General features: G+C 67.1%; 20 protein-coding genes and 1 other RNA gene. 14 read left to right on the forward strand and 7 right to left on the reverse strand.

Going from position 1 to position 21788, the window contains the following annotated elements; genetic code table 11:
• Positions 1-14 precede the first annotated feature (14 nt).
• On the reverse strand, positions 15-1487 hold the full coding sequence (locus CKY51_RS09885) for an amino acid permease (RefSeq protein ID WP_022971534.1): 1473 nt from the start codon (positions 1485-1487) through the stop codon (positions 15-17).
• Positions 1488-1657: 170 nt separating this feature from the next.
• On the opposite strand from CKY51_RS09885, the gene CKY51_RS09890 reads away from it, so the two are divergent.
• Complete coding sequence (locus CKY51_RS09890) at positions 1658-2206, forward strand: NUDIX hydrolase (protein WP_022971535.1); 549 nt, start codon at positions 1658-1660, stop codon at positions 2204-2206.
• An 83-nt stretch (positions 2207-2289) separates the two neighbouring features.
• Here the strand turns inward: CKY51_RS09890 and serA are convergent, their stop codons facing one another.
• Positions 2290-3531, reverse strand: coding sequence for a phosphoglycerate dehydrogenase (gene serA, locus CKY51_RS09895; protein WP_022971536.1), 1242 nt, complete (start codon positions 3529-3531; stop codon positions 2290-2292).
• 196 nt (positions 3532-3727) lie between these two features.
• Here serA and CKY51_RS09900 point away from each other — a divergent pair, with 196 nt between their 5' ends.
• The 3 genes from CKY51_RS09900 to CKY51_RS09910 are packed head-to-tail and all read left to right on the forward strand — an operon-like array spanning position 3728 to position 7347.
• Positions 3728-5146, forward strand: coding sequence for an FAD-binding oxidoreductase (locus tag CKY51_RS09900; protein ID WP_022971537.1), 1419 nt, complete (start codon positions 3728-3730; stop codon positions 5144-5146).
• Positions 5147-5179: 33 nt separating this feature from the next.
• Complete coding sequence (locus CKY51_RS09905; protein ID WP_022971538.1) at positions 5180-5470, forward strand: DUF2388 domain-containing protein; 291 nt, start codon at positions 5180-5182, stop codon at positions 5468-5470.
• On the forward strand, positions 5470-7347 hold the full coding sequence (locus tag CKY51_RS09910) for a DUF7844 domain-containing protein (protein ID WP_484606915.1): 1878 nt from the start codon (positions 5470-5472) through the stop codon (positions 7345-7347). Before CKY51_RS09905 ends, CKY51_RS09910 begins: the two co-directional genes overlap by 1 nt.
• Positions 7348-7459: 112 nt before the next feature.
• On the opposite strand, the gene CKY51_RS09915 is transcribed toward CKY51_RS09910, so the two are convergent.
• From CKY51_RS09915 to CKY51_RS09935, 5 genes are all read right to left on the reverse strand, one after another.
• Positions 7460-7535, reverse strand: a non-coding RNA gene (locus CKY51_RS09915) — sX9 sRNA.
• A 61-nt stretch (positions 7536-7596) separates the two neighbouring features.
• Positions 7597-8163 carry an elongation factor P-like protein YeiP gene (gene yeiP / locus CKY51_RS09920; protein WP_022971540.1) on the reverse strand — a complete coding sequence of 189 codons (567 nt, stop codon included), beginning with the start codon at positions 8161-8163 and terminating at the stop codon, positions 7597-7599.
• A 60-nt stretch (positions 8164-8223) separates the two neighbouring features.
• Positions 8224-8994: an SDR family NAD(P)-dependent oxidoreductase gene (locus CKY51_RS09925; RefSeq protein ID WP_022971541.1), complete on the reverse strand. Its 771-nt coding sequence runs from the start codon at positions 8992-8994 to the stop codon at positions 8224-8226.
• A 103-nt stretch (positions 8995-9097) separates the two neighbouring features.
• Positions 9098-9994, reverse strand: coding sequence for a hydroxymethylglutaryl-CoA lyase (locus CKY51_RS09930; protein WP_022971542.1), 897 nt, complete (start codon positions 9992-9994; stop codon positions 9098-9100).
• 85 nt (positions 9995-10079) lie between these two features.
• Positions 10080-10880 carry an enoyl-CoA hydratase-related protein gene (locus tag CKY51_RS09935; RefSeq protein WP_022971543.1) on the reverse strand — a complete coding sequence of 267 codons (801 nt, stop codon included), beginning with the start codon at positions 10878-10880 and terminating at the stop codon, positions 10080-10082.
• 114 nt (positions 10881-10994) lie between these two features.
• Here CKY51_RS09935 and CKY51_RS09940 point away from each other — a divergent pair, with 114 nt between their 5' ends.
• The 10 genes from CKY51_RS09940 to greA all read left to right on the forward strand — a co-directional run bounded on the left by CKY51_RS09940 (position 10995) and on the right by greA (position 21774).
• On the forward strand, positions 10995-11243 hold the full coding sequence (locus CKY51_RS09940) for a FeoA family protein (protein WP_031339093.1): 249 nt from the start codon (positions 10995-10997) through the stop codon (positions 11241-11243).
• Positions 11240-13099 carry a ferrous iron transport protein B gene (gene feoB / locus CKY51_RS09945; RefSeq protein ID WP_022971545.1) on the forward strand — a complete coding sequence of 620 codons (1860 nt, stop codon included), beginning with the start codon at positions 11240-11242 and terminating at the stop codon, positions 13097-13099. Before CKY51_RS09940 ends, feoB begins: the two co-directional genes overlap by 4 nt.
• Positions 13099-13353, forward strand: a complete 255-nt coding sequence (locus CKY51_RS09950) for a DUF6587 family protein (protein ID WP_022971546.1) — start codon at positions 13099-13101, stop codon at positions 13351-13353. Before feoB ends, CKY51_RS09950 begins: the two co-directional genes overlap by 1 nt.
• Before the next feature lie 81 nt (positions 13354-13434).
• Positions 13435-14715 carry an aminotransferase-like domain-containing protein gene (locus CKY51_RS09955; protein WP_425509509.1) on the forward strand — a complete coding sequence of 427 codons (1281 nt, stop codon included), beginning with the start codon at positions 13435-13437 and terminating at the stop codon, positions 14713-14715.
• Positions 14716-14723: 8 nt separating this feature from the next.
• Positions 14724-15419 (forward strand): MOSC domain-containing protein, encoded by a 696-nt coding sequence (locus CKY51_RS09960; protein ID WP_022971549.1) that lies wholly within the window; start codon positions 14724-14726, stop codon positions 15417-15419.
• A gap of 111 nt (positions 15420-15530) precedes the next feature.
• Positions 15531-16247, forward strand: a complete 717-nt coding sequence (gene dapB, locus CKY51_RS09965; RefSeq protein WP_022971550.1) for a 4-hydroxy-tetrahydrodipicolinate reductase — start codon at positions 15531-15533, stop codon at positions 16245-16247.
• Positions 16248-16482: 235 nt separating this feature from the next.
• Positions 16483-17607: a glutamine-hydrolyzing carbamoyl-phosphate synthase small subunit gene (gene carA / locus CKY51_RS09970; protein WP_022971551.1), complete on the forward strand. Its 1125-nt coding sequence runs from the start codon at positions 16483-16485 to the stop codon at positions 17605-17607.
• Positions 17607-18050 (forward strand): DUF6973 domain-containing protein, encoded by a 444-nt coding sequence (locus CKY51_RS09975; RefSeq protein WP_022971552.1) that lies wholly within the window; start codon positions 17607-17609, stop codon positions 18048-18050. Before carA ends, CKY51_RS09975 begins: the two co-directional genes overlap by 1 nt.
• Positions 18051-18058: 8 nt before the next feature.
• The gene (carB, locus tag CKY51_RS09980; protein ID WP_022971553.1) at positions 18059-21301 is read left to right on the forward strand and encodes a carbamoyl-phosphate synthase large subunit; all 3243 of its coding nucleotides are present in this window, start codon (positions 18059-18061) and stop codon (positions 21299-21301) included.
• Positions 21302-21309: 8 nt separating this feature from the next.
• Positions 21310-21774, forward strand: coding sequence for a transcription elongation factor GreA (greA, locus tag CKY51_RS09985; protein ID WP_031339100.1), 465 nt, complete (start codon positions 21310-21312; stop codon positions 21772-21774).
• Positions 21775-21788 lie beyond the last annotated feature (14 nt).

The raw sequence follows: 21788 nt of genomic DNA on the forward strand, positions 1-21788 counted from the left end.
CGGTCTGGAGGAGATCAGGCGCGCTTGGCCAGGCGGCTGTGGCGCATGCCGTAGAAGAAGTAGATCACCAGGCCGAGCAGGGTCCAGCCGACGAAGACCTTCCAATGCTCCTGGAATGCCTGGAAGAACAGGAACAGGCAGGCCAGCGCTCCCAGCGGGCAAATCAGCCACACGGCCGGCACCCGGAACGGGCGCTCCAGCTCCGGGCGGGTATAGCGCAGGACCAGTACGCCGACGCAAACGGTGGCGAACGCCAGCAGCGTGCCCATCGACACCAGCTCGCCGAGCACGCTCAGCGGAACCAGCCCGGCCAGCAGCGCCGCGACCACGCCCACCAGGATGGTGCCGACATACGGGGTGTGGAAGCGCTTGTGCACCCGCCCGAACAGCTTCGGCAGCAAACCGTCCTGGGCCATGGTGTAGAAGATGCGCGGCTGCGCCATCAGCATCACCAGCACCACCGAGGACAGGCCGGCGATCGCGCCGATTTCCACCGCGGTCTTCAGCCAGGCCAGCTGCGGATAGGCTTCCAGCGCGGTGGCGACCGGCTTGGCGGTGCCGAGCAAGGTGTAATTGGTCATGCCGGTGAGCACCGCGCAGACGATGATGTAGATCACCGTGCAGAGCGCCAGCGAGCCGAGGATGCCGATCGGCATGTTGCGCTGTGGATTCTTGGTCTCGCCCGCGGAGGTGGAGACCGCATCGAAGCCGATATAGGCGAAGAACACCACCGACGCCGCGCGGAACACGCCGCTCCAGCCGAACACGCCCGGGGCGGTGTTCTCGGGGATGAAGGGCGTCCAGTTGGCCGGATCGATATGACTGGCGCCAAAGCCGACGAACAGGCAGATCACCGCGACCTTGATCGCGACCACAATCGCGTTGACGAAGGCCGATTGGGTGATGCCGACATAGCACAGCCCGCTGACCGCAGCGACGATCAGGACCGCCGGCAGGTTGAGCAAGGCACCGGAGGCAACGAACTCGTGTCCGGTCCAGTTCAGCGGCGCGCTGGCCAGTGCCTCGGGGAACGGCAGTCCCAGGGTACCGGTGATGAAACTGAGCAGATAGGCCGACCAGCCCACCGCCACGCTGGAGCCGGCGAACAGGTATTCGAGCACCAGGCACCAGCCGATCAGCCAGGCCACGCCCTCGCCGAGGGTCGCGTAGGAGTACGAGTAGGCACTGCCGGACACCGGCAGCATCGCGGCGAACTCGGCATAGCACAGACCGGCCAGGGCGCAGGCCAGGCCAGCGAACACGAACGACAGCATCACCGCCGGGCCGGCGTGGTTGGCGGCGGCCTGGCCAGTCATCACGAAGATGCCGGCGCCGATCACCGCACCGACGCCGAGCATCACCAGGTGGCGGGCCGTGAGGGTGCGTTTGAGGGTGGCTTCGCCCTCCAGGCTGCCCTCGACCGGCTCGCCGGCATCGACATGCCCGGCTGGCGCGATCGGCTTGACCCGCAACAGTGATTTCAGCATTCGTGACATCCCTAATGGCAGTGCGGGGCGCAGGCGCCCGGAAAGGGTGGTCGCCACGCCCGGAAGGCAGGCAAGCGACGTACCTTGCCAAAGCTACACGCCCACGACAAGCGCGTACGCAGCATGAACAGGGATAATGGCCGCCGACACCGTACCGCCCGAGAGTGCCGATGACCGATGCAAGCCTGCGCCAGCAACTGGCCGACTACCGCGAGCGCTGGCCCGAGGAGGCCGACGTCGCCGATGCCTTCGCGCAGTTGCTGGACGATGCCGCCGACCCCTTTGTGCGCGCGCGCCTGCAAGGTCACTTCACCGGTTCGGCCTGGGTGGTGAGCGGCGACGGCCAGCGCACCTTGCTCACCCACCACCGCAAGCTGCAGCGCTGGCTGCAACTCGGCGGCCATGCCGATGGCGATCGCGACCTGGCGCGGGTCGCGCTGCGTGAGGCGGAGGAAGAATCCGGCCTGGCCGAGCTGCGTCTGGCCGATGGTGTGGTGTTCGATCTGGACCGCCACTGGATTCCCGCGCGCGGCGACGTGCCCGGGCACTGGCATTACGATGCCCGCTATGTCGTGCTGGCCGGCAGCGACGAGCGCTACCAGGTCAGCGAGGAATCGCTGGCGCTGGCCTGGCGTCCGATCGCCGAGCTGCTGGCCGAACCGGATCTGGACCCCTCGCTGCGGCGGATGGCGCAGAAGTGGTTGGAGCGCCGGGATTAGCGATGCGGCAGCGCGCGTCCACCGCATGCAAGCGATGCGGCCGCGCGTCGCGTCGACGAAGCGCGCCTGGCAACTGATCCGAATCAGTACAGCACGCGCGTCCGCAGCGTGCCGGTGATCTGCCCCAGCTCGTCCTTCAGCACTGCGGCGACTTCTTCGCTGGCGCTGACATCGATGACCACATAACCGACCTTCGGATCGGTGCGCAGGAACTGGCCGTCGATGTTGACGTTGTGACGCGAGAACAGTTCGTTGATCTGCGACAGCACGCCCGGCACATTGCGATGGATGTGCAGCAGGCGCAGGCTCTCGGCGTGCTCGGGCAGGGTGACTTCGGGGAAATTGACCGACGACAGCGTGCTGCCGTTGTCGCTATAGCGCACCAGCTTGGCGGCGACCTCGATGCCGATGTTGTCCTGCGCCTCCAGCGTGCTGCCGCCGACGTGCGGGGTCAGGATCACATTGTCGTGGGCGGTGAGCGGCGAGGTGAACGCATCGCCATTGCCCTTGGGCTCGACCGGGAACACATCCACCGCCGCGCCGCCGATCTGGCCGCTGCGCAACGCCGCGTCGAGCGCATCGATGTCGATCACGGTGCCGCGCGAGGCATTGATCAGATGGGCGCCGGGCTTCATCCGAGCCAATTCCACCGCGCCGATCATGTCCTTGGTCGATGGCGTCTCCGGCACGTGCAGGGTCACCACGTCGGCGCGCGCCAGCAGCTCGTCCAGATCGATCGCCGCGCGGGCATTGCCCAGCGATAGCTTGGTCTCGACGTCGTGGAAGATCACCTGCATGCCCAGCGCCTCGGCCAGCACGCCCACCTGGGTGCCGATATGCCCATAGCCGACGATGCCCAATACCTTGCCGCGCGTCTCGTGGCTGCCGGCGGCCGATTTCGACCAACCGCCGCGGTGGCATTCGGCGTTTTTCTGCGGGATGCCGCGCAACAGCAGGATGGCCTCGGCGATCACCAGCTCGGCCACGCTGCGCGTATTGGAGTAGGGCGCATTGAAGACCGGAATGCCGGCCAGCTCGGCGGCATCCAGGTCGACCTGGTTGGTGCCGATGCAGAAGCAGCCCACGGCGATCAGCCGTTTGGCATGCGCCAGCACGTCAGCGCTGAGCTGGGTACGCGAGCGGATGCCGACGATGTGCGCTTCGGCAATGCGGGCCTTCAGTTCGTTCTCGGGCAAGGCCTTGCCATGGCTCTCGATCTGCGAGTAACCGGCGGCGCGGAAGACATCGATGGCGGTCTGGCTGATGCCCTCCAGCAGCAGTACGCGAATGTCCTGCTTGGGAAACGACGTTCTCTTCGGCGACATGAGGGGTGCAATGCAGCAATCGGGTCGGCCACTATGCCAGAGCGCATGCGCGCTGTGACAGCTCTGGAGGCCCGCAAGCCCTTGCGGCGCAACGGTTTCAGCTGAATCCAACCGCGTCGCGCGCGCGCGCGGAGCTGCTGGACGGGGCTGGCGAGCGCTGGCACGCTGTGCGGTTCCCGCCCTGTCGTCGTCTGCCATGACCGATCCTCGCCTCGTTTCGCTGCAGCAGGTCGTGCCAAACCTGCGCTTGAAAACCGATCCCGCCGACCTGGAGCACTACGGACGCGACTGGACGCGTCGCTGGACGCCGGCGCCGCTGGTCATTGCGTTGCCTGGCACGGTGGACGAGGTGCAGGCGGTGATGCGCTGGGCGGCTGCCGAAGCCGTGGCAGTGGTGCCATCGGGCGGACGCACCGGCCTGTCCGGTGGCGCAGTGGCCGCCAATGGCGAGTTGGTGCTGAGCCTGGAGCGCATGAACAAGCCGTTGGCCTTCGACCCGGTCGACCGCACCTTGACCGTGCAGGCGGGCATGCCACTGGAGGCCGTGCACAATGCCGCGCGCGAACACGGGCTGCTGTATCCGGTGGACTTCGCTGCACGCGGTTCCTGTTCGATCGGCGGCAATATCGCCACCAATGCCGGTGGCATCCGGGTGATCCGCTATGGCAATACCCGCGAGTGGATCGCCGGCCTGAAGGTGGTGAGCGGTACCGGCGAGCTGCTGGAGCTCAACAACGCGCTGGTGAAGAATTCCAGCGGCTACGACCTGCGTCATCTGATGATCGGCTCGGAAGGCACGCTTGGCATCGTGGTGGAAGCGACGCTGCGGCTGACCGATCCGCCGCCGCCGAGCAACGTGATGCTGCTGGCGCTGCCATCGTTCGAGGTGCTGATGCAGGTCTTCGCTGCGTTCCGCGCGCAGCTGCGGCTGGAAGCCTTCGAATTCTTTACCGATCGCGCGCTGGAACATGTGTTGGCGCATGGCGCGCAGGCCCCGTTCGCCGAGGTGCACCCGTACTACGTGGTGACCGAATTCGCCGCTGGCGATCCGCAGCAGGAGGCCGCCGCGATGGCGGCGTTCGAGGCTTGCATGGAGCAGGGCTGGGTCAGCGACGGGGTGATCAGCCAGAGCGATGCGCAGGCGGCGCAGCTGTGGCGCCTGCGCGAAGGCATCACCGAAGCCTTGGCGCGCTATACCCCGTACAAGAACGATGTCTCGGTGCGGATCTCGGCGATGCCGGCGTTCCTGACCGAGACCCAGGCCTTGCTGGGCCAGGCGTATCCGCAGTTCGACGTGGTCTGGTTCGGCCATATCGGCGACGGCAACCTGCATATCAATGTGCTCAAGCCCGAGGACACCAGCCAGGCCGATTTCATCCTGGCCTGCGAGCAGGTGACCAAATTGCTGGCACAGACGCTGCAGCGCTTCGGCGGCAGCATCTCGGCCGAGCACGGCATCGGCCTGGTCAAGAAAGCGTATCTGTCGAGCACCCGCTCGGCCGCCGAGATCGCGCTGATGCGCGGGATCAAACAGGTGCTCGACCCGCATCTGTTGCTGAATCCCGGCAAGCTGTTGACGATGGACCAGGTGACCGCCGGCCCGACGGCCGGGTAGGCTGCGGTCATCCTCACACCGATGCGACATCCGATGCTGCGCACCCTCTTGTTCTGTGCCCTGACCGTCCTGCCGCTGGCAGCCTTCGCTTCCAGCTCGGCTGGCACCTCGGCCGGTGCCTCGTCGGCCGGATCGTCGGCCAGCAGTTCCGGCCATGACAAGGTGGTGGCCGCTGCGCGTGACGATGCCGCCGGTTTCGTCGCCAGCGCTGGCGCGATCCGCGGCGCGCGGCTGGAGGCGGCCTTCGTGCAGTTGCGCAGCCGCAGCGAGGCCGCCCGTCTGGCCAGCGACCTGGAGCTGGCCCAGGCCATCCTGGCGCAGTGATCGCCCGCCGGGGCCGGGCGTGCTGGCTGCTCGCAGTCCTCGCTCCGGCGCTGCTGATGGCGCAGGCAGCAGCGGCAGCGCCGGCGCCAGTGCAGTTCGTCCAGCTCGATCCGCATGGGCTGACCACCGACGAGCGTGAGGCCAGCGCCGAGCTGACAGCCCAGGCTTGGCAGCGGTTGCCGGTGCAATGGCAGGCCCGTCTGCCGCTGCCGGTGCAGCTGCAATGGCGGGATGACTTGCCGTCGCAGGTGCACGGGCATGCACGCGGGCGGCGGATCGCCCTGGACCGCCGGCTATTGACCGCCTGGCAAGCGCAGACCGCTGCGCAACGCGGCGATGTCACCGTAGCGGCCACCCGCGCCGCGCTGGCCGCCTTGATCCACGAACTGGCGCATGTGCTCGATGACGGACCGCAGGGAGGACTGTCGCAGGATCGCCAGTTGCGCGCGTTGGCGGGCTGGTCGTCGCGCCGCTGGCCGTTAGGGCGCGTACGCAATCACTTCAGCGATCGCAGTCCGGACGGCTACGAGTTGTACAGCCCGGCCGAATTCGTCGCGGTCAATCTCGAGCATGCCGTGCTGGACCCGGATTACGCCTGCCGCCGGCCAGCGCTGGCCGCCTGGTTCGGCGCGCAATTGGGAACCGTTGCCAGCACCTCGGCCTGCGCCGGCACGCTGCCTTACCTGCAGGCCGAGGACGATGCCGGCGCAATGTCGCTGCTGGCGCTGGATCCAGCGCGTGTCTATGCGGTCGACTACCTTCTGGCCGAAGGCAATGCGCAGCCGATGAGCCGCTGGGGCCACAGCATGCTGCGCTTGGTGATCTGCGCGCCGGGTCGCGCGCCGGGCCCAGATTGCCGCATGGACCTGCAATACCACCGCGTGCTGTCGTTCCGCGCCTTCGTCGGCGACGTGCAGATCTCCAGTTGGCGCGGCCTGACTGGCTCGTATCCGTCGCGGCTATTCGTGCTGCCATTGAGCCAGGTGATCGACGAATACACCAAGGTGGAGCTGCGCGCGGTGTCCTCGGTACCGCTGCGGCTGTCCCCGGAGGAGATGGCGGCATTGCTGGCGCGCGCGGCGCAGGTGCACTGGAGCTACGATGGGCGTTACTACTTCATCAGCAACAACTGCGCGGTAGAGACCGACCGGCTGCTGCGCGACAGCGTGCCGCGGCTGGCGGCACTCACCACGCCGGCGATAACACCGCGCGGAGTGCGCGCCCGGCTACAACATGCTGGCATCGCCGACCTGCATGTGCTGGACGATCGCGATGCAGCGATTCGTCAAGGCTATTACTTCGAATCGGCGGGCGCGCATTACCAGCGCCTATTCGCGGTGTTGCAGGCGGGCATGCCGCTGCCGCCGACCACGCTGACGCAGTGGCTGCAGGCAACGCCGGCCTGGCGCGCGCAGTGGATCGAACGCGGGGGGCTGCGCGAAACCGCCGCTGCGCTGTTGCTGGAACAGGCCGCATTGCGGCAGCAGGAATTGCTGGAACGCGATGCGTTCAAACGTTTGTTGCGCCCCGGCGGTGCCGAGCGTGTCGCTGTCGAACAGCGCCTGCAGGTCTTGTTCGCCCAGCAGGCACAGCTGAGTCATCCGGCGGCACTGCTTGGCGCTGCGGGCTATGGCTTGCCACAGGCAGACGAATTGCAGGCGTTGCAGGCGCAGTTGGCGCAGGACAGCCGGGCGCTGGTCGATGGCTGGCAGCAATTGCAATCGCTGGGACGACAACGCCTGCATGCCGATCTGCGCCGCACGCTCACCCAGGGTCAGGACAACGTGACACGCCTGCAGGCACGGCTGCGGCGGCTGGCGCAATCGCCAGCAATGCCGGCGATCGCGCCGGCACAGACTGTAGAGCCGTCCAGCTGAGCAGCTGCGCATTGCGATACAAACGGAATGGTTTGAACGGTGCGCGCGCCGCTGCCGATTGGCCAGCGGCGCGCGCGCCGAGGCCGTTGCCGGCCTCGCGAGCCTTTAGAGCGGCTAACAAAACGTAGCGAGCAGCCGTCAGGTGGGCGCGGACGGCGCGCAGGAACCGCAGTGTACGGGTGGTACATGAGGATTCCGAGCACCGGCCGCGCCCGCCTGGCGGCTGCGCAGTAGTTTTGGTGGCTGCTCTTAGTCGGCGCGGCCGGCGAACTCGCCGGTGGTGGTGTTGACCAGCACGCGTTCGCCGTTGGTGATGTACTCGGGCACCATGATTTCCAGGCCGGTATTGAGCTTGGCTGGTTTGGGCCGCTTGGTGGCGGTGCCGCCCTTCAATTCCGGCGGGGTCTCGATCACTTCCAGCGTCACCGTCTGCGGTAGTTGTACCGCCACCGGCTGGTCATCGATCACCTGCACATAGATGCCGGTCAAGCCGTCGGTGATGTAACCGGCGTCGGTGCCGATCACCTCCGCATCCAGGGTGTACGGGGTGTAGTCCTCGTCGTCCATGAACACGAAGGCCTCGCCGTCCTTGTACGAATAGGTCGATTGGCGGCGCAGCAGCTCCACCTCGCTCAGGTTGTCGTCGGCATCGAAGCTGGCATCCAGCTTGGCGCCGCCCGGCACGCTGTACATGATGAAGCGAAAGCGCACATTGCCGCCGCGGCCCTGCGGCGAGCTGCGCTCGATGTCGCGGATCTGGTAGATGCCGCCGTTGTATTCGACGACGTTGCCTTTCTTGATGTCGTTGGCTTTCATGGAAGTCAGTCAGTGATTGGGGAATGGGGATGCGGGAGGGGCGGCGGTGGCCATTCCCGGCTATTTGGCAGTCAAGCGCACGCCGCCATCCAGGCGGATCACTTCGCCGTTGAGATAGCGGTTGCGCACCAGGAAGGCCACGGTCTCGGCATATTCCTCGGGCTGGCCCAGGCGCGATGGGAACGGGATCGACGCGGCCAGCGATTGCTGCACGGCCTCTGGCATGCCGTCGACCATCGGCGTCCAGAACACGCCGGGCGCGATGGTCATCACGCGGATGCCGAAGCGCGCCAGTTCGCGCGCCATCGGCAAGGTCATGCCGACTACGCCGCCCTTGCTGGCGGCATACGCGGCCTGGCCGATCTGGCCCTCGTAGGCGGCCACCGAGGCGGTGTTGACGATCAGCCCGCGCTCGCCGTCCTCGCCAGCGGCGTTGTGCTGCATGACGTCGGCCGCCGCCTTGGCGACATTGAAGCTGCCGACCAGATTGATCAGCACGGTGTTGCGGAAGGTCGCCAGCGGCATCGGCGCTTCCTTGCCGAGCACCCGGCCGGCGCCGAGGATGCCGGCGCAGTTGACCACCAGGTTCAAGCCGCCCAGCGCCTGTGCCGCCTGCGCCATCTGTGCGGCGACCTGCGCCTCGTCGGTGACATCGGTGGCGAAGTAGTGCGCGTTGCCGGCACCGAGCTGAGCCAGTGCGGCCTGCGCCTTGTCGGCATTGACGTCGAACAAGGCGACCTTGCCGCCGTCGGCGACGATGCGCGTGGCCACGGCCAGACCCAGACCCGACACGCCGCCGGTGACGATGGCGAGGACAGAAGAAGACTGCATGGAAGAACTCCCTGAGACAGTGGTGCCGGCCAGCGATTGGCCGGCGATTCTAGCCGAAGCGTGCGGCCGCGCGCGGCGCCAGCGCTGGCCTGTTGCGACCGGATCAGCTGGCGGCCGCCAGCGCCTTGCCGACCTTGCTGCCGGTCTCGCGGCCGAGTAACTGCGCCAACCAACGCCCGGTGCGTGCCAGCGCCGGCAGGTCGATGCCGGTCTCGATGCCCAGGCCATGCAACAGATAGACCACGTCCTCGCTGGCGACGTTGCCGCTGGCACCCTTGGCGTAGGGGCAGCCGCCGGCCCCGGAAACGGCGGCGTCGACCACCCGCACGCCTTCGTCCAGGCAAGCGGCGATATTGGCCAGCGCCTGGCCGTAGGTGTCGTGGAAATGCACGGCCAGTGCCGACATCGGCACCGCCTGCGCGACCGCCGCCAGCATCTGCCGCGCCTTGCGCGGTGTGCCGACGCCGATGGTGTCACCCAGCGAGATCTCATAGCAGCCCAGCGCATGCAGCCGTTGGGCGACATCGACCACGGTGGCGACCGGCACCTCGCCCTGGTAGGGGCAGCCGAGTACGGTCGACACGTAGCCGCGCACCCGCACGCCATCCTGCGCGGCCTGTGCCAGCACCGGGCGGAAGCGCTCGATCGATTCGTCGATGCCGGCATTGGTATTGGTGCGATTGAAGGCTTCCGACGCGGCGGTGAACACCGCCACTTCCTGCGCGCCGGCCGCACGGGCGCGGGCATAGCCCTGCAGGTTGGGCACCAGTACCGGGTAGTGGATCGCCGGATCGCGGCGGATACCGGCCATGACCTCGGCAGCATCGGCCAGCTGTGGAACCCACGTGGGGCTGACGAAGCTGGTCGCCTCGATGCTGCGCAGCCCGGTTGCCGACAGCTGATCGATCAGCGCGATCTTGTCGGCAGTGGCAATCGGTTGCGCTTCGTTCTGCAGACCATCGCGCGGGCCGACCTCGACGATGCGGACGAGCGCGTTCATGCGAGGTCCCTGGACGATTGGCCGCGCAGCCGCGCGCTCGCGCCATCGGCGCCGCGTTGCGCGGCCATGACGCCGGCGAGGGCACTCACGTCAGGCTCTCCGGAATCCAGGCTGGACGACGCTTTTCGAGAAACGCGCCCAATCCCTCCTGGCCTTCCGGGGAAACCCGCAGGCGGGCGATCCAGGCCGCATTGGCGGCGTCGATCGCGTCGCGCTCGCTGGTGCCCGGCAGCAGCGAGCGCACCAACGCCTTGGCGCTGCTGGCCGCCAGCGGCGCGGCTGACAGCAGCAGGTTGATCTGTCGTTGCACCGCCGCGTCCAGTTGGTCGCTGGCGACCAACTGATGCAGCAATCCCAGTGCCTGCGCGGTACCGGCATCGAAAATCTCGGCGGTGGCGAACCAGCGCCGGGCCTGGCGCGCGCCAATGGCTGCGACCACATAAGGAGAGATCACCGCCGGCAACAAGCCGAGCCGGCTTTCGGTCAGGCCGAAGCGGGCATCGGTGCTGCCGATGGCGATGTCGCAACAGGCCACCAGGCCGACACCGCCGCCGAACGCGGCGCCGTTGACCCGCGCGATGGTGGGCTTGGGCAGTTCGTCGAGGGTGCGCATCAACCGGGCCAGCGCCAGCGCATCGGCGGCGTTCTCTGCTTCGCTGGCGGCCACCATGCTGCGCATCCAGTGCAGGTCCGCACCGGCCGAGAAGCTGCTGCCGCCGCCGGTCACCACCACCACCCGGACTGCACTGGATTGACCCGCCTGCTGCAGTGCCTCGGTCAGTGCCACGATCAAGCCGGCATCGAAGGCGTTATGGACGTCGGGACGATTGAGTCGCAAGGTGCGGACCGCTCCGTGGTCCTCAACGATCAAGCCGGTGTCCTGCATTGCGTGCGTCCATGAATGGGATGCGAACCATCATAGCGGGGCGACTGGATGGAGCCATGACGCGGTGCGTCGATGCTAGAATTGAGAACCATTCCTAACAATTGGGCTGTCTTCGTGACGCTGTCCGACATGCCGCTGCACACCGCCGCCTTTGTGGAATCGGTGGAGGATCGTCAACCCAACGACACGATCGCGCGGCGCCTGCGCGAGCTCGGGTTCGTGGCGGGGGAGGAAGTCACGGTGCTGGCGACCGGGCCGGTCGGGCGCGAACCCTTGCTGGTGCAGGTCGGCTATACGCGCTTCGCCTTGCGGCGCAGCGAGGCCGGGCGGATCCGCGTGCGCGAGCAGGAGGCGGTGGCATGAGCGCGGCAAGCGTGCCGCTGCGGCTGGCCCTGGTCGGCAACCCCAATAGCGGCAAGACCGCGTTGTTCAACCAATTGACCGGCAGCCGGCAGAAGGTCGCCAACTACACCGGTGTGACCGTCGAGCGCAAGGAAGGGCACTTCCGCGCGCCGTCCGGGCGGGCGTTCGCGGTGCTGGACCTGCCCGGTGCCTACAGCTTGCAACCGGCCAGCCTGGACGAGGCGATCACCCGCGATCTGTGTCGCGGCTTCTACCCGGGCGAGCCCGCACCGGATGTGCTGGTGTGCGTGATGGATGCGACCAACCTGCGCCTGCATCTGCGCTTCGCGCTGGAATTGCGCGAGTTGGGGCGGCCGATGATCGTGGCGTTGAACATGGTCGACGCCGCCCAACGGCGCGGCATCGTCATCGATCTTCCGGCGCTGGAACAGGCCCTGGGCGTGCCGGTGATCGAAACCGTGGCAGTGCGCCGCAACGGCGCGCAAGCGCTCATCGAGGCGCTCGACGCCCGCGCCACCAGCCTGCCTGCGCCGGATGTGACGCCGCCTGCCGATGGCAATTACCACACCCAGGTGCGGCAGATCCTGGCGGCGGCGGTCAGCATGCCGCGCCGGACCGCGCAGATGGACGATGCGCTGGACCGCTGGTTGCTGCATCCGGTGTGGGGCCTGGTGACGCTGGTGGTGGTGATGTTCCTGATCTTCCAGGCCGTCTATGCCTGGGCGGCGCCGCTGATGGACCTGATCGACGGCGGCACCTCGGCCTTGGGCGAGTGGGTCGGCACGACCCTGCCCGAAGGGCCGCTCAACAGCCTGCTGAAGGACGGCATCATCGCCGGCCTGGGTGGCGTGATCGTGTTCCTGCCGCAGATCCTGATCCTGTTCGCCTTCATCCTGGCGCTGGAGGAATCCGGCTACTTGCCGCGCGCAGCGTTCTTGCTGGACCGCATGATGGCCTCCGCCGGCCTGTCCGGTCGCTCGTTCATTCCGCTGTTGTCCAGTTTCGCCTGCGCGGTGCCCGGCATCATGTCGACCCGCAGCATCCAGGACCCGCGCGATCGTCTGGCGACGATCATGGTGGCGCCGTTGATGACCTGTTCGGCGCGACTGCCGGTCTATGCATTGCTGATCGGCGCCTTCATCCCGCAGAAGCAGGTCTGGGGCGTGTTCAATCAGCAGGGGCTGGTGTTGTTCGGCCTGTACGTGGTCGCGATCGTCAGCGCGTTGGTGGTGTCGTGGACGATGAAGAAATGGCGGCGCGACAAGAGCGAACACCCCTTGTTGCTGGAGCTGCCGTCCTACCGCGTGCCGCATCTGCGCGACCTGGCACTGGGCCTGTGGGAGCGTGCGGCGATCTTTCTCAAGCGCGTCGGCGGCATCATCCTGGCCTTGACCATCCTGTTGTGGTTCCTGCTGTCGTTCCCGGCACCGCCGGCCGGCGCGACCCTGCCGCCGATCGACTACAGCTTCGCCGGCCGTATCGGCCATGCGCTGGCGGTGTTCTTCGCTCCGTTGGGGTTCAACTGGCAGATCTGCATTGCGCTGATTCCCGGACTGGCTGCGCGCGAAGTGGCGGTGTCTTCGCTGGCGACCGTGTATGCGTTGTCGGCGGCCGACGACGATGCCGCCGCGCAGGCCTTGTCGCCGTTGATCAGCGATGGTTGGTCGCTGGCGACCGCGCTGTCGCTGCTGGTCTGGTACATCTACGCGCCGATGTGCATTTCGACCTTGGCCACGATCAGGCGCGAAACCAATTCCTGGAAACAGATGGGCGCTGCGGCGCTGTACCTGTTCGTGCTGGCCTATCTGGCCTCGCTGGTGACCTACCAGGTTGCCGTGCTGCTGGGGGCCGGCTGATGGACTGGTCGCTGACCCTGCAATACCTGGTCGTCGCCTTGGCGGTGCTGATCAGCCTGTGGGTCGTGCTGAAGAAGCAGTTTCCCGGCACCGTGCGGCGCCTGCGCGGCGCGCTCGCCGTGGCATTGGTGCGCGACGGGCGTGCGTCCTGGTTGCAGGACCTCGGTCGTCGCATCGCGCCGCCGGCCGGGCAGGGGGGGGCAGCCTGCGGCGGCTGCGATACCTGTGGTCCACAGGCCCCACGCAGGCACTGACGCGTACACCGCTCGGCGCGCGATACCTGGGGGCGCACGCACCGGCGCACCCTGATCGCGCGCAGCGAGGGCATCGCCTTGATGGGGCCGGCCGACGAGCGAGGCGGTGACGCTGCAGCGCATCGCGCATCGACGCTGCGCGCTCGCTATGCTGGCGGCATGACGACCACCTTCCAGATCTCCCGACGTGCACAGGCGCTGACCAGTTCGGCGATTCGCGAACTCCTCAAGGTCACTGAGCGGCCGGAGGTGATTTCCTTCGCCGGTGGCCTGCCGTCGCCGACCACTTTTCCGGCCGAACGTATGCGCGCGGCCAGCGATCAGGTGCTGCGCGATGCCCCGCAGGCGGCGTTGCAGTACGGCCCGACCGAAGGGTATGCGCCGCTGCGCGAGTGGGTCGCGGCGCGGCTCAGTCGCGACGGCGCCAGCATCCGTCCCAGTCAGGTGCTGATCACGACCGGTTCGCAGCAGGGCTTGGACTTGCTCGGCAAGGTGTTCATCGACGAGGGCAGCAAGGTGCTGGTGGAGACGCCGAGCTACCTGGGCGCCTTGCAGTCGTTCTCGCTGTTCCAGCCGGCCTTCGTCGGCATGCCGTCCGACGACGACGGCGTGATCGTCGAGCAACTCGAGCCGGCCCTACTGGCCGACGCCCGCCTGCTGTACTGCCTGCCGAATTTCCAGAATCCGACCGGCCGGCGGCTGCCGCTGGCGCGGCGCCAACTGTTGGTCGAGCGGGCAGCCGCGGCCGGCGTGCCGATCGTCGAAGACGATCCCTACGGCGAGCTGTACTACCGCGGCGCGCCGCTGCCCAGCCTGCTGTCGCTGCATCCGGAGGGGGTGATCTACATGGGCTCGTTCTCCAAGGTATTGGCGCCGGGCCTGCGGCTGGGCTATGTGGTGGCGCCGGAGGCGGTGCTGGGCAAGCTGATTCAGGCCAAGCAGGCGGCCGACCTGCATACGCCCTCGTTCACCCAGCGCTTGGTGCATCAGACCCTGCAGGACGATTTTCTCGACACCCATATCCCGCAGATCCGCGCCTTGTATGCGCGCCAATGCGGGCTGATGCTGGAAGCGCTGGAGCGGCATTTCCCGCCGCAGGTGCAGTGGAACCGTCCCGAGGGCGGCATGTTCCTCTGGGTGACCCTGCCGGCCGGGCTCGACGGCACGGCGTTGCTGGCGCGCGCGATCGCCCGCAATGTCGCCTTCGTGCCGGGAGCGCCGTTCTTTGCCACCTTGCCGCAGACCAATACGCTGCGCCTGTCGTTCGTCACCGTGCCGGGCGAACGCATCGACGCTGGCATCGCCGTCTTGGGCGAGGTACTGCGCGAGGCCGTGGCCGAGTTGCCGGGGCAGGGCGGGTGAGTACGCCTGTGGTGTCGCTGTCGATTCGGATCGACAGTGTGGCGATCGGCCATGCACGCGACTTCACCCGGCCTGGCAGCCGCAGTGCGATCGACAAGCGCTGCGTCGACGGCCCGGTGCGGATCGAGCGCGACGGGCTGGTCGGCGACGAGCAGGGCGACCGCCGCGTGCATGGCGGGCCGGACAAGGCCATCCACCATTACCCGCGCGATCACTACGCGGCCTGGCGGGACGAATTGGGCGCGCATCCATTACTGGACACCGTCAGCGCCTTCGGTGAGAACCTCAGCAGCCTCGGCCTGACCGAGGCCGAGGTGTGCCTGGGCGATCGTTACGCGCTGGGCACCGCGCAGGTGGAAGTGTCGCAACTGCGGCAGCCGTGCTGGAAGCTGTCCGATCGCTTCGGCGTGCGCAGCTTGGCGCGGCGGGTGCAGGAGAGTGGGCGTACCGGGTGGTACTACCGGGTTCTGGCGCCTGGCCAGGTCGCCGCTGGCGACGATCTGCGCTTGCTGGAGCGGCCCTATCCGCAGTGGCCGTTGGCACGGCTGCAGCAGGTGCTGTACGCCCGCCAGATCGCGCCGGCGATCATTGCCGAGGTGCTGCTGCTGCCGTTGGTGCCGTCATGGCAGACCTTGTTCGAACGTCGGCTGCAGCACGGCCGGATCGAGAGCTGGAGCAAGCGGCTGGACGGCGTGGATCGCTAGCGCTGCATGCGCCAGGTGCAGGTGCCGATGCGCACGTACGCCAGCATCACCTGCGTGTGTCCTGCCTGCGATCATCTTGTCTAACCGATGCCGCCTCGATAGCCTGCCGCCATGACGACCTCTCCACTGAAAGTTTTGATCCACGGTGCCTCCGGACGGATGGGCAAGGCCTTGTTGCGGCTGGCTGCCGAGGATGCGGCGGTGCAGGTCGTCGCCGCGGTGGTCGGACGTTCGCCGGCGCAGCGCGTGGTCGATGGCGTGCCGCACTTTGCCGCCAGCGAACTCGGCGGCGCACCCGGCTTCGATGTGGCGATCGATTTCAGCTTGCCGCAGGGCTTTGCGCCGATCCTGGCGCTATGCGTGCAGCGCGGCGTGCCGCTGGTGTCGGGCACCACCGGGCTGGACGAAGACCAGCGTGCCGCACTGCTCGATGCGGCCACCCGCATTCCGCTGGTGTGGGCCTCCAATTACAGTCTCGGCGTGGCCGTGCTGACCGAGCTGGTGGAGCGCGCTGCCGGCAGTCTGCCGGGCTGGGACTGCGACATCGTCGAGGCGCATCATGTGCACAAGCAGGACGCGCCGTCCGGAACCGCGCTGACCCTGGGCGAGGCGGCGACCGGCAGCGGGGCGCAGCCGCGTTTCGCCAGCCTGCGCGCCGGCGATATCGTCGGCGAGCACAGCGTGCAGTTCACCGGCCTGGGCGAGCGCCTGGAACTGGTGCACCGCGCCACCAATCGCGACATCTTTGCGCGCGGCGCACTGCATGCGGCGCGCCGGCTGGTCGGCAAGCCGGCTGGCAGCTACCGCGTGCGCGATCTGGTGCTGTAACTCGCGCCTGTTCGGCAACCGCAGGTGAAGCCGGCGACGCCTCTATCCGTATTCATGTCGCTTTGCGGGACAAGGTACGTGCACTGGGCTGGCACCGCAGGCCGCTTGCCTTTACAATTCTCGCTTGCCCGAACCTAGCGTCGGACCGGTCCTCAGCACCGCGTCCGCGCTTTGCTGCAACCGGAATTTGGCCGGGAGCGCATCGGAGTCCCAGGCAGCCAGAGCGAGACCCCACGTGACCCAACCCGCAATCCTTGTCCTCGAAGACGGCACCGTATTCGAGGGCGAATCCGTAGGCGCCAACGGGCTATCCGTCGGCGAAGTGGTGTTCAACACCGCCATGACCGGTTACCAGGAAGTGTTGACCGATCCCTCCTACGCCCGTCAGATGGTTACGCTGACCTATCCGCACATCGGCAATACCGGTTTCACCGACCAGGACGACGAAGCCCGCAAGATCTGGTCGGCTGGCCTGATCGTGCGCGACGTGCCGCGCCGACCCAGCAGTTGGCGCAACCAGGTGGCTCTTCCAGAATGGCTGCAGGCGCGTGGCGTGGTCGCCATCGCCGGCATCGACACCCGCAAGCTGACGCGCATCCTGCGCGAAAAGGGCGCCCAGAACGGCGCGCTGATGGCGGGCGAGATCGACGTCGAGAAGGCGCTGGAAGCCGCCCGCACGTTCCCGGGCCTGAAGGGCATGGACCTGGCCAAGGTGGTCACGACCGAGAAGACCTACCTGTGGACCGAGGGCCAGCTGGATCTGGATGCCAACGCCTTCGTCAGCGTTCCGGCCAAATACAAGGTCGTGGCCTATGACTACGGCGTCAAGGTCAACATCCTGCGCATGCTGGCCGAGCGCGGCTGCGAGGTGACCGTGGTGCCGGCGCAGACCCCGGTGGCCGAGGTGCTGGCCATGCAGCCGGATGGCGTGTTCCTGTCCAATGGGCCGGGTGACCCGGAACCCTGCGACTACGCCATCGATGCGATCAAGCAACTGGTGGCTAAAAAGGTGCCGACCTTCGGCATCTGCCTGGGGCATCAGCTGCTGGCGCTGGCCGCTGGCGCCCGCACCGTCAAGATGACCACCGGCCACCACGGTGCCAACCATCCGGTGCAGGATCTGGACGGCGGCCGGGTGATGATCACCTCGCAGAACCACGGTTTCGCTGTCGACGAGACCACGCTGCCGGCCAATGTGCGCGTCACTCACCGCTCGCTGTTCGACGGCACCAACCAGGGCATTGCGCTCACCGACGCACCGGCGTTCTCCTTCCAGGGCCACCCGGAAGCCTCGCCGGGCCCACGCGATGTGGGACCGTTGTTTGATCGGTTCGTGGACCTGATGGCGGCCAAGGCCTGATGAAGGCGGCGCTGGCCCCGCCGTCGCGACTGCGCCACTGGCGCGTGCTTGCGCTGGTGGCGTTGGTCCTGGCGGCTTACCCAGCGTTCGTGCTGATTGCGGTGTATACGCAATGGTTCGGTGCCGGGTTGGCCGGCGGACGCGACGGTCCAGCCGACGCCTACCGGCACAGTCTTGCAAGCGCCATCGTTGCCTACACCTTGTCTCCGCGTTGCGTGGACCTGGTGACGGCAGTGATGGAGCGGGACGGGCAGGGCAGTGCCAGCCGGGCGATGGACGCCCACAACAACAAGATCGGCGCGCGCATTGGCGCCGCCGCCCCGAGCTGGGCCGCGATGCAGCGTGAGGTTCGCGCCGCGGTCGACCATGGTGCGATCGACGCTCGATCGCCCGACCAGATCACCTGGCGCGCTCCTGCAGCGTGGCAGGACCGACTTTACTGAGGACCCCCATGCCAAAGCGCACCGACCTTAAAACCATCCTCATCATCGGCGCCGGCCCGATCGTCATCGGCCAGGCCTGCGAGTTCGACTACTCGGGCGCGCAGGCGTGCAAGGCGCTGCGGGACGAGGGCTTCCGCGTGGTGCTGGTCAACAGCAACCCGGCCACGATCATGACCGATCCGAACATGGCCGACGCGGTGTACATCGAGCCGATCAACTGGCAGACGGTCGAAAAGATCATCGCCAAGGAGAAGCCGGACGCACTGCTGCCGACCATGGGCGGGCAGACCGCGCTGAATTGCGCGCTGGATCTGGCCGACCATGGGGTGCTGGAGAAATACGGCGTGGAGCTGATCGGCGCCAAGCGCGAGGCCATCCGCATGGCCGAAGACCGCGAGCTGTTCCGCGTGGCGATGGGCGAGATCGGCCTGGAATGCCCGAAGGCCGCGGTCGCCCACACGCTGGAAGAAGCGCTGGACATCCAGACCCGCGTCGGCTACCCGACCATCATCCGCCCCAGCTTCACCCTGGGTGGCAGCGGCGGTGGCATCGCCTACAACCGCGAAGAGCTGATCGAGATCGTCGGCCGCGGCCTTGAGCTGTCGCCCACCACCGAAGTGCTGGTGGAAGAGTCGGTGCTGGGCTGGAAGGAATTCGAGATGGAAGTGGTCCGCGACACCGCGGATAACTGCATCATCGTCTGCTCGATCGAGAACCTGGACCCGATGGGCGTGCACACCGGCGACTCGATCACCGTGGCGCCGGCGCAGACGCTCACCGACAAGGAATACCAGCGCCTGCGCGATGCTTCGATCGCTGTGTTGCGCAAGATCGGCGTGGATACCGGCGGTTCGAACGTGCAGTTCGGCATCAATCCGAGCACCGGCCGGGTGGTGGTGATCGAGATGAATCCGCGCGTGTCGCGTTCGTCGGCGCTGGCCTCCAAGGCCACTGGCTTTCCGATCGCCAAGGTCGCCGCCAAGCTGGCGGTGGGCTATACGCTGGACGAGCTGCGCAACGAAATCACCGGTGGCAAGACCCCGGCCTCGTTCGAGCCGTCGATCGATTACGTGGTCACCAAGATTCCGCGTTTCGCCTTCGAGAAGTTCCCGCAGGCCGATGCGCGCCTGACCACGCAGATGAAGTCGGTGGGCGAGGTGATGGCGATGGGCCGCACCTTCCAGGAGTCGCTGCAGAAGGCCTTGCGCGGTCTGGAGACCGGCAAGATCGGTCTGGATCCGACCGGTCTGGATCTGCGCAGCGAAGACGACCTGACCGTGCTCAAGCGCGAGCTCAAGGCACCGGGCCCGGAGCGTCTGTTCTACGTCGCCGATGCCTTCCGCGCCGGCATGACGGTGGCCGAGGTGTATGCGCTGTCGTTCATCGACCCCTGGTTCCTGGATCAGATCGAGGAACTGATCAGCCACGAGCAGACCCTGGCCGATCATGGCCTCGCCAGCCTGGATGCAGCGCGCCTGCGGGTGCTCAAGCGCGCCGGTTTCTCCGATGCGCGCATGGCCCAGCTCACCGGCACCAACGAGGAGTCGGTGCGGACGCTGCGTCGCGCACTCAAGGTGCGTCCGGTGTACAAGCGGGTGGATTCGTGCGCAGCCGAGTTCGCCACCAGTACCGCCTATCTGTACTCGACCTACGAGGACGAGTGCGAAGCCAACCCGAGCAGCCGCGACAAGATCATGATCCTCGGCGGCGGCCCCAACCGCATCGGCCAGGGCATCGAGTTCGACTACTGCTGCGTGCATGCGGCCCTGGCGCTGCGCGACGATGGGTTCGAGACCATCATGGTCAACTGCAACCCGGAGACCGTCTCCACCGACTACGACACCTCCGACCGTCTGTATTTCGAGCCGCTGACGCTGGAAGACGTGCTGGAGATCGTCGAGCTGGAGCAGCCCAAGGGCGTGATCGTGCAGTACGGCGGACAGACGCCGCTGAAGCTGGCGCGCGCGCTGGAAGCCAATGGCGTGCCGGTGATCGGCACCTCGCCCGACTCGATCGACCTGGCCGAGGATCGCGAGCGTTTCCAGCAACTGGTCGACAAGCTCGGCCTGAAGCAGCCGCCGAACCGTATCGCCCGTAACGCTGAAGAAGCCTTGGTGCTGGCGCGCGAGATCGGCTACCCGCTGGTGGTGCGCCCGAGCTATGTGCTGGGCGGCCGCGCGATGGAAATCGTCTACGGCGAGTCCGATCTGGCGCGCTACGTGCGCGATGCGGTGAAGGTGTCCAACGATTCGCCGGTGCTGCTGGACCGCTTCCTCGACAACGCGGTCGAGGTCGACGTCGACCTGATCGCCGATGCCCAGGGCAACACCTTGATCGGCGGCGTGATGGAGCATATCGAAGAAGCCGGTGTGCATTCGGGCGATTCGTCCTGCTCGCTGCCGCCGTATTCGCTGTCGCCGGCCACCCAGGCCGAGCTGCGCCGGCAGGTGATCGAACTGGCCAAGGCCTTGAACGTGGTCGGCTTGATGAACACCCAGTTCGCGATCCAGGCCAATGCCGACGGCAGCGACACGGTTTATCTGCTGGAAGTCAATCCGCGCGCCTCGCGCACGGTGCCGTTCGTCTCCAAGGCCACCGGCATGCCGCTGGCCAAGATCGCCGCCCGCTGCATGGCCGGCAAGACGCTGGCCGAGCAGGGCGCCACCAAGGAAATCGTGCCCGACTACTACTCGGTGAAGGAGGCGATCTTCCCGTTCGCCAAGTTCCAGGGCGTGGACCCGATCCTCGGGCCGGAAATGCGCTCCACCGGCGAGGTGATGGGCGTAGGCCGCAGCTTCAGCGCGGCGTTCGCGCGCGCACAGGAAGCCGGTGGCATCAAGGCACCGCCGGTCGGCAAGGCCTTCGTGTCGGTGCGCGATCCGGACAAGCAGCGCGTGCTGCCGGTGGCGCAGGCGCTGGTCGAGCGCGGCTACAGCCTGGTGGCCACCCGCGGCACCGGCGCCTGGTTGCAGCAGCACGGCCTGCAGTGCGAAATCGTCAACAAGGTCGCCGAGGGGCGCCCGCACATCGTCGATTCGATCAAGAATGGCGAGATCGTCTATATCGTCAATACGACCGAAGGACGTGCGGCCATCTCCGATTCGTTCTCGATCCGGCGCGAAGCCCTGCAGCATCGCGTGACCTATTCGACCACCGTCGCCGGCGCCAAGGCGCTGGTGCATTCTCTTGAATTCCGCGGCACAGGACCGGTCTGGTCGCTGCAGGAACTGCACAAGGAGCTGGAAGCATGAGAGCACCCATGACCGCCAAGGGCGCGCAGCGCCTGCGCGAGGAACTGGAGCACCTGAAGTCGGTCAAGCGGCCGGAGGTGATCACCGCGATCGCCGAAGCGCGCGAACACGGCGACCTGAAGGAAAACGCCGAGTACCACGCCGCGCGCGAACAGCAGAGTTTTATCGAAGGCCGCATCAAGCAGCTGGAAGGCGAGCTGTCGCATGCGGAAATCATCGACATCAGCAAGCTGTCGGCCGGCAACAAGATCGTGTTCGGCGCGACGGTGACGCTGGCCGACACCGAAACCGACGAAGAGAAGCGCTACCAGATCGTTGGCGACCTGGAGGCCGACATCAAGATGGGGCTGATCGCGATTTCCTCGCCGCTGGCGCGCGCGCTGATCGGCAAGCTGGAAGGCGATTCGGTCACCATCGATGCGCCTGCCGGCCAGCGCGAGTACGAAGTGGTCAGCGTCGCGTACCTGGATTGATCGCAGGCACGCCC

Source organism: Xanthomonas maliensis, assembly GCF_009192945.1.
GTDB lineage: Bacteria > Pseudomonadota > Gammaproteobacteria > Xanthomonadales > Xanthomonadaceae > Xanthomonas > Xanthomonas maliensis.

Coding starts and splice junctions, on each gene's coding strand:
- CKY51_RS09885 (WP_022971534.1), bottom strand. CDS start 1,487: ATGCTGAAATCACTGTTGCGGGTCAAGCCGATCGCGCCAGCCGGGCAT.
- CKY51_RS09890 (WP_022971535.1), top strand. CDS start 1,658: ATGACCGATGCAAGCCTGCGCCAGCAACTGGCCGACTACCGCGAGCGC.
- serA (WP_022971536.1), bottom strand. CDS start 3,531: ATGTCGCCGAAGAGAACGTCGTTTCCCAAGCAGGACATTCGCGTACTG.
- CKY51_RS09900 (WP_022971537.1), top strand. CDS start 3,728: ATGACCGATCCTCGCCTCGTTTCGCTGCAGCAGGTCGTGCCAAACCTG.
- CKY51_RS09905 (WP_022971538.1), top strand. CDS start 5,180: ATGCTGCGCACCCTCTTGTTCTGTGCCCTGACCGTCCTGCCGCTGGCA.
- yeiP (WP_022971540.1), bottom strand. CDS start 8,163: ATGAAAGCCAACGACATCAAGAAAGGCAACGTCGTCGAATACAACGGC.
- CKY51_RS09925 (WP_022971541.1), bottom strand. CDS start 8,994: ATGCAGTCTTCTTCTGTCCTCGCCATCGTCACCGGCGGCGTGTCGGGT.
- CKY51_RS09930 (WP_022971542.1), bottom strand. CDS start 9,994: ATGAACGCGCTCGTCCGCATCGTCGAGGTCGGCCCGCGCGATGGTCTG.
- CKY51_RS09935 (WP_022971543.1), bottom strand. CDS start 10,880: ATGCAGGACACCGGCTTGATCGTTGAGGACCACGGAGCGGTCCGCACC.
- feoB (WP_022971545.1), top strand. CDS start 11,240: ATGAGCGCGGCAAGCGTGCCGCTGCGGCTGGCCCTGGTCGGCAACCCC.
- CKY51_RS09950 (WP_022971546.1), top strand. CDS start 13,099: ATGGACTGGTCGCTGACCCTGCAATACCTGGTCGTCGCCTTGGCGGTG.
- CKY51_RS09955 (WP_425509509.1), top strand. CDS start 13,435: ATGGGGCCGGCCGACGAGCGAGGCGGTGACGCTGCAGCGCATCGCGCA.
- dapB (WP_022971550.1), top strand. CDS start 15,531: ATGACGACCTCTCCACTGAAAGTTTTGATCCACGGTGCCTCCGGACGG.
- CKY51_RS09975 (WP_022971552.1), top strand. CDS start 17,607: ATGAAGGCGGCGCTGGCCCCGCCGTCGCGACTGCGCCACTGGCGCGTG.
- carB (WP_022971553.1), top strand. CDS start 18,059: ATGCCAAAGCGCACCGACCTTAAAACCATCCTCATCATCGGCGCCGGC.
- greA (WP_031339100.1), top strand. CDS start 21,310: ATGACCGCCAAGGGCGCGCAGCGCCTGCGCGAGGAACTGGAGCACCTG.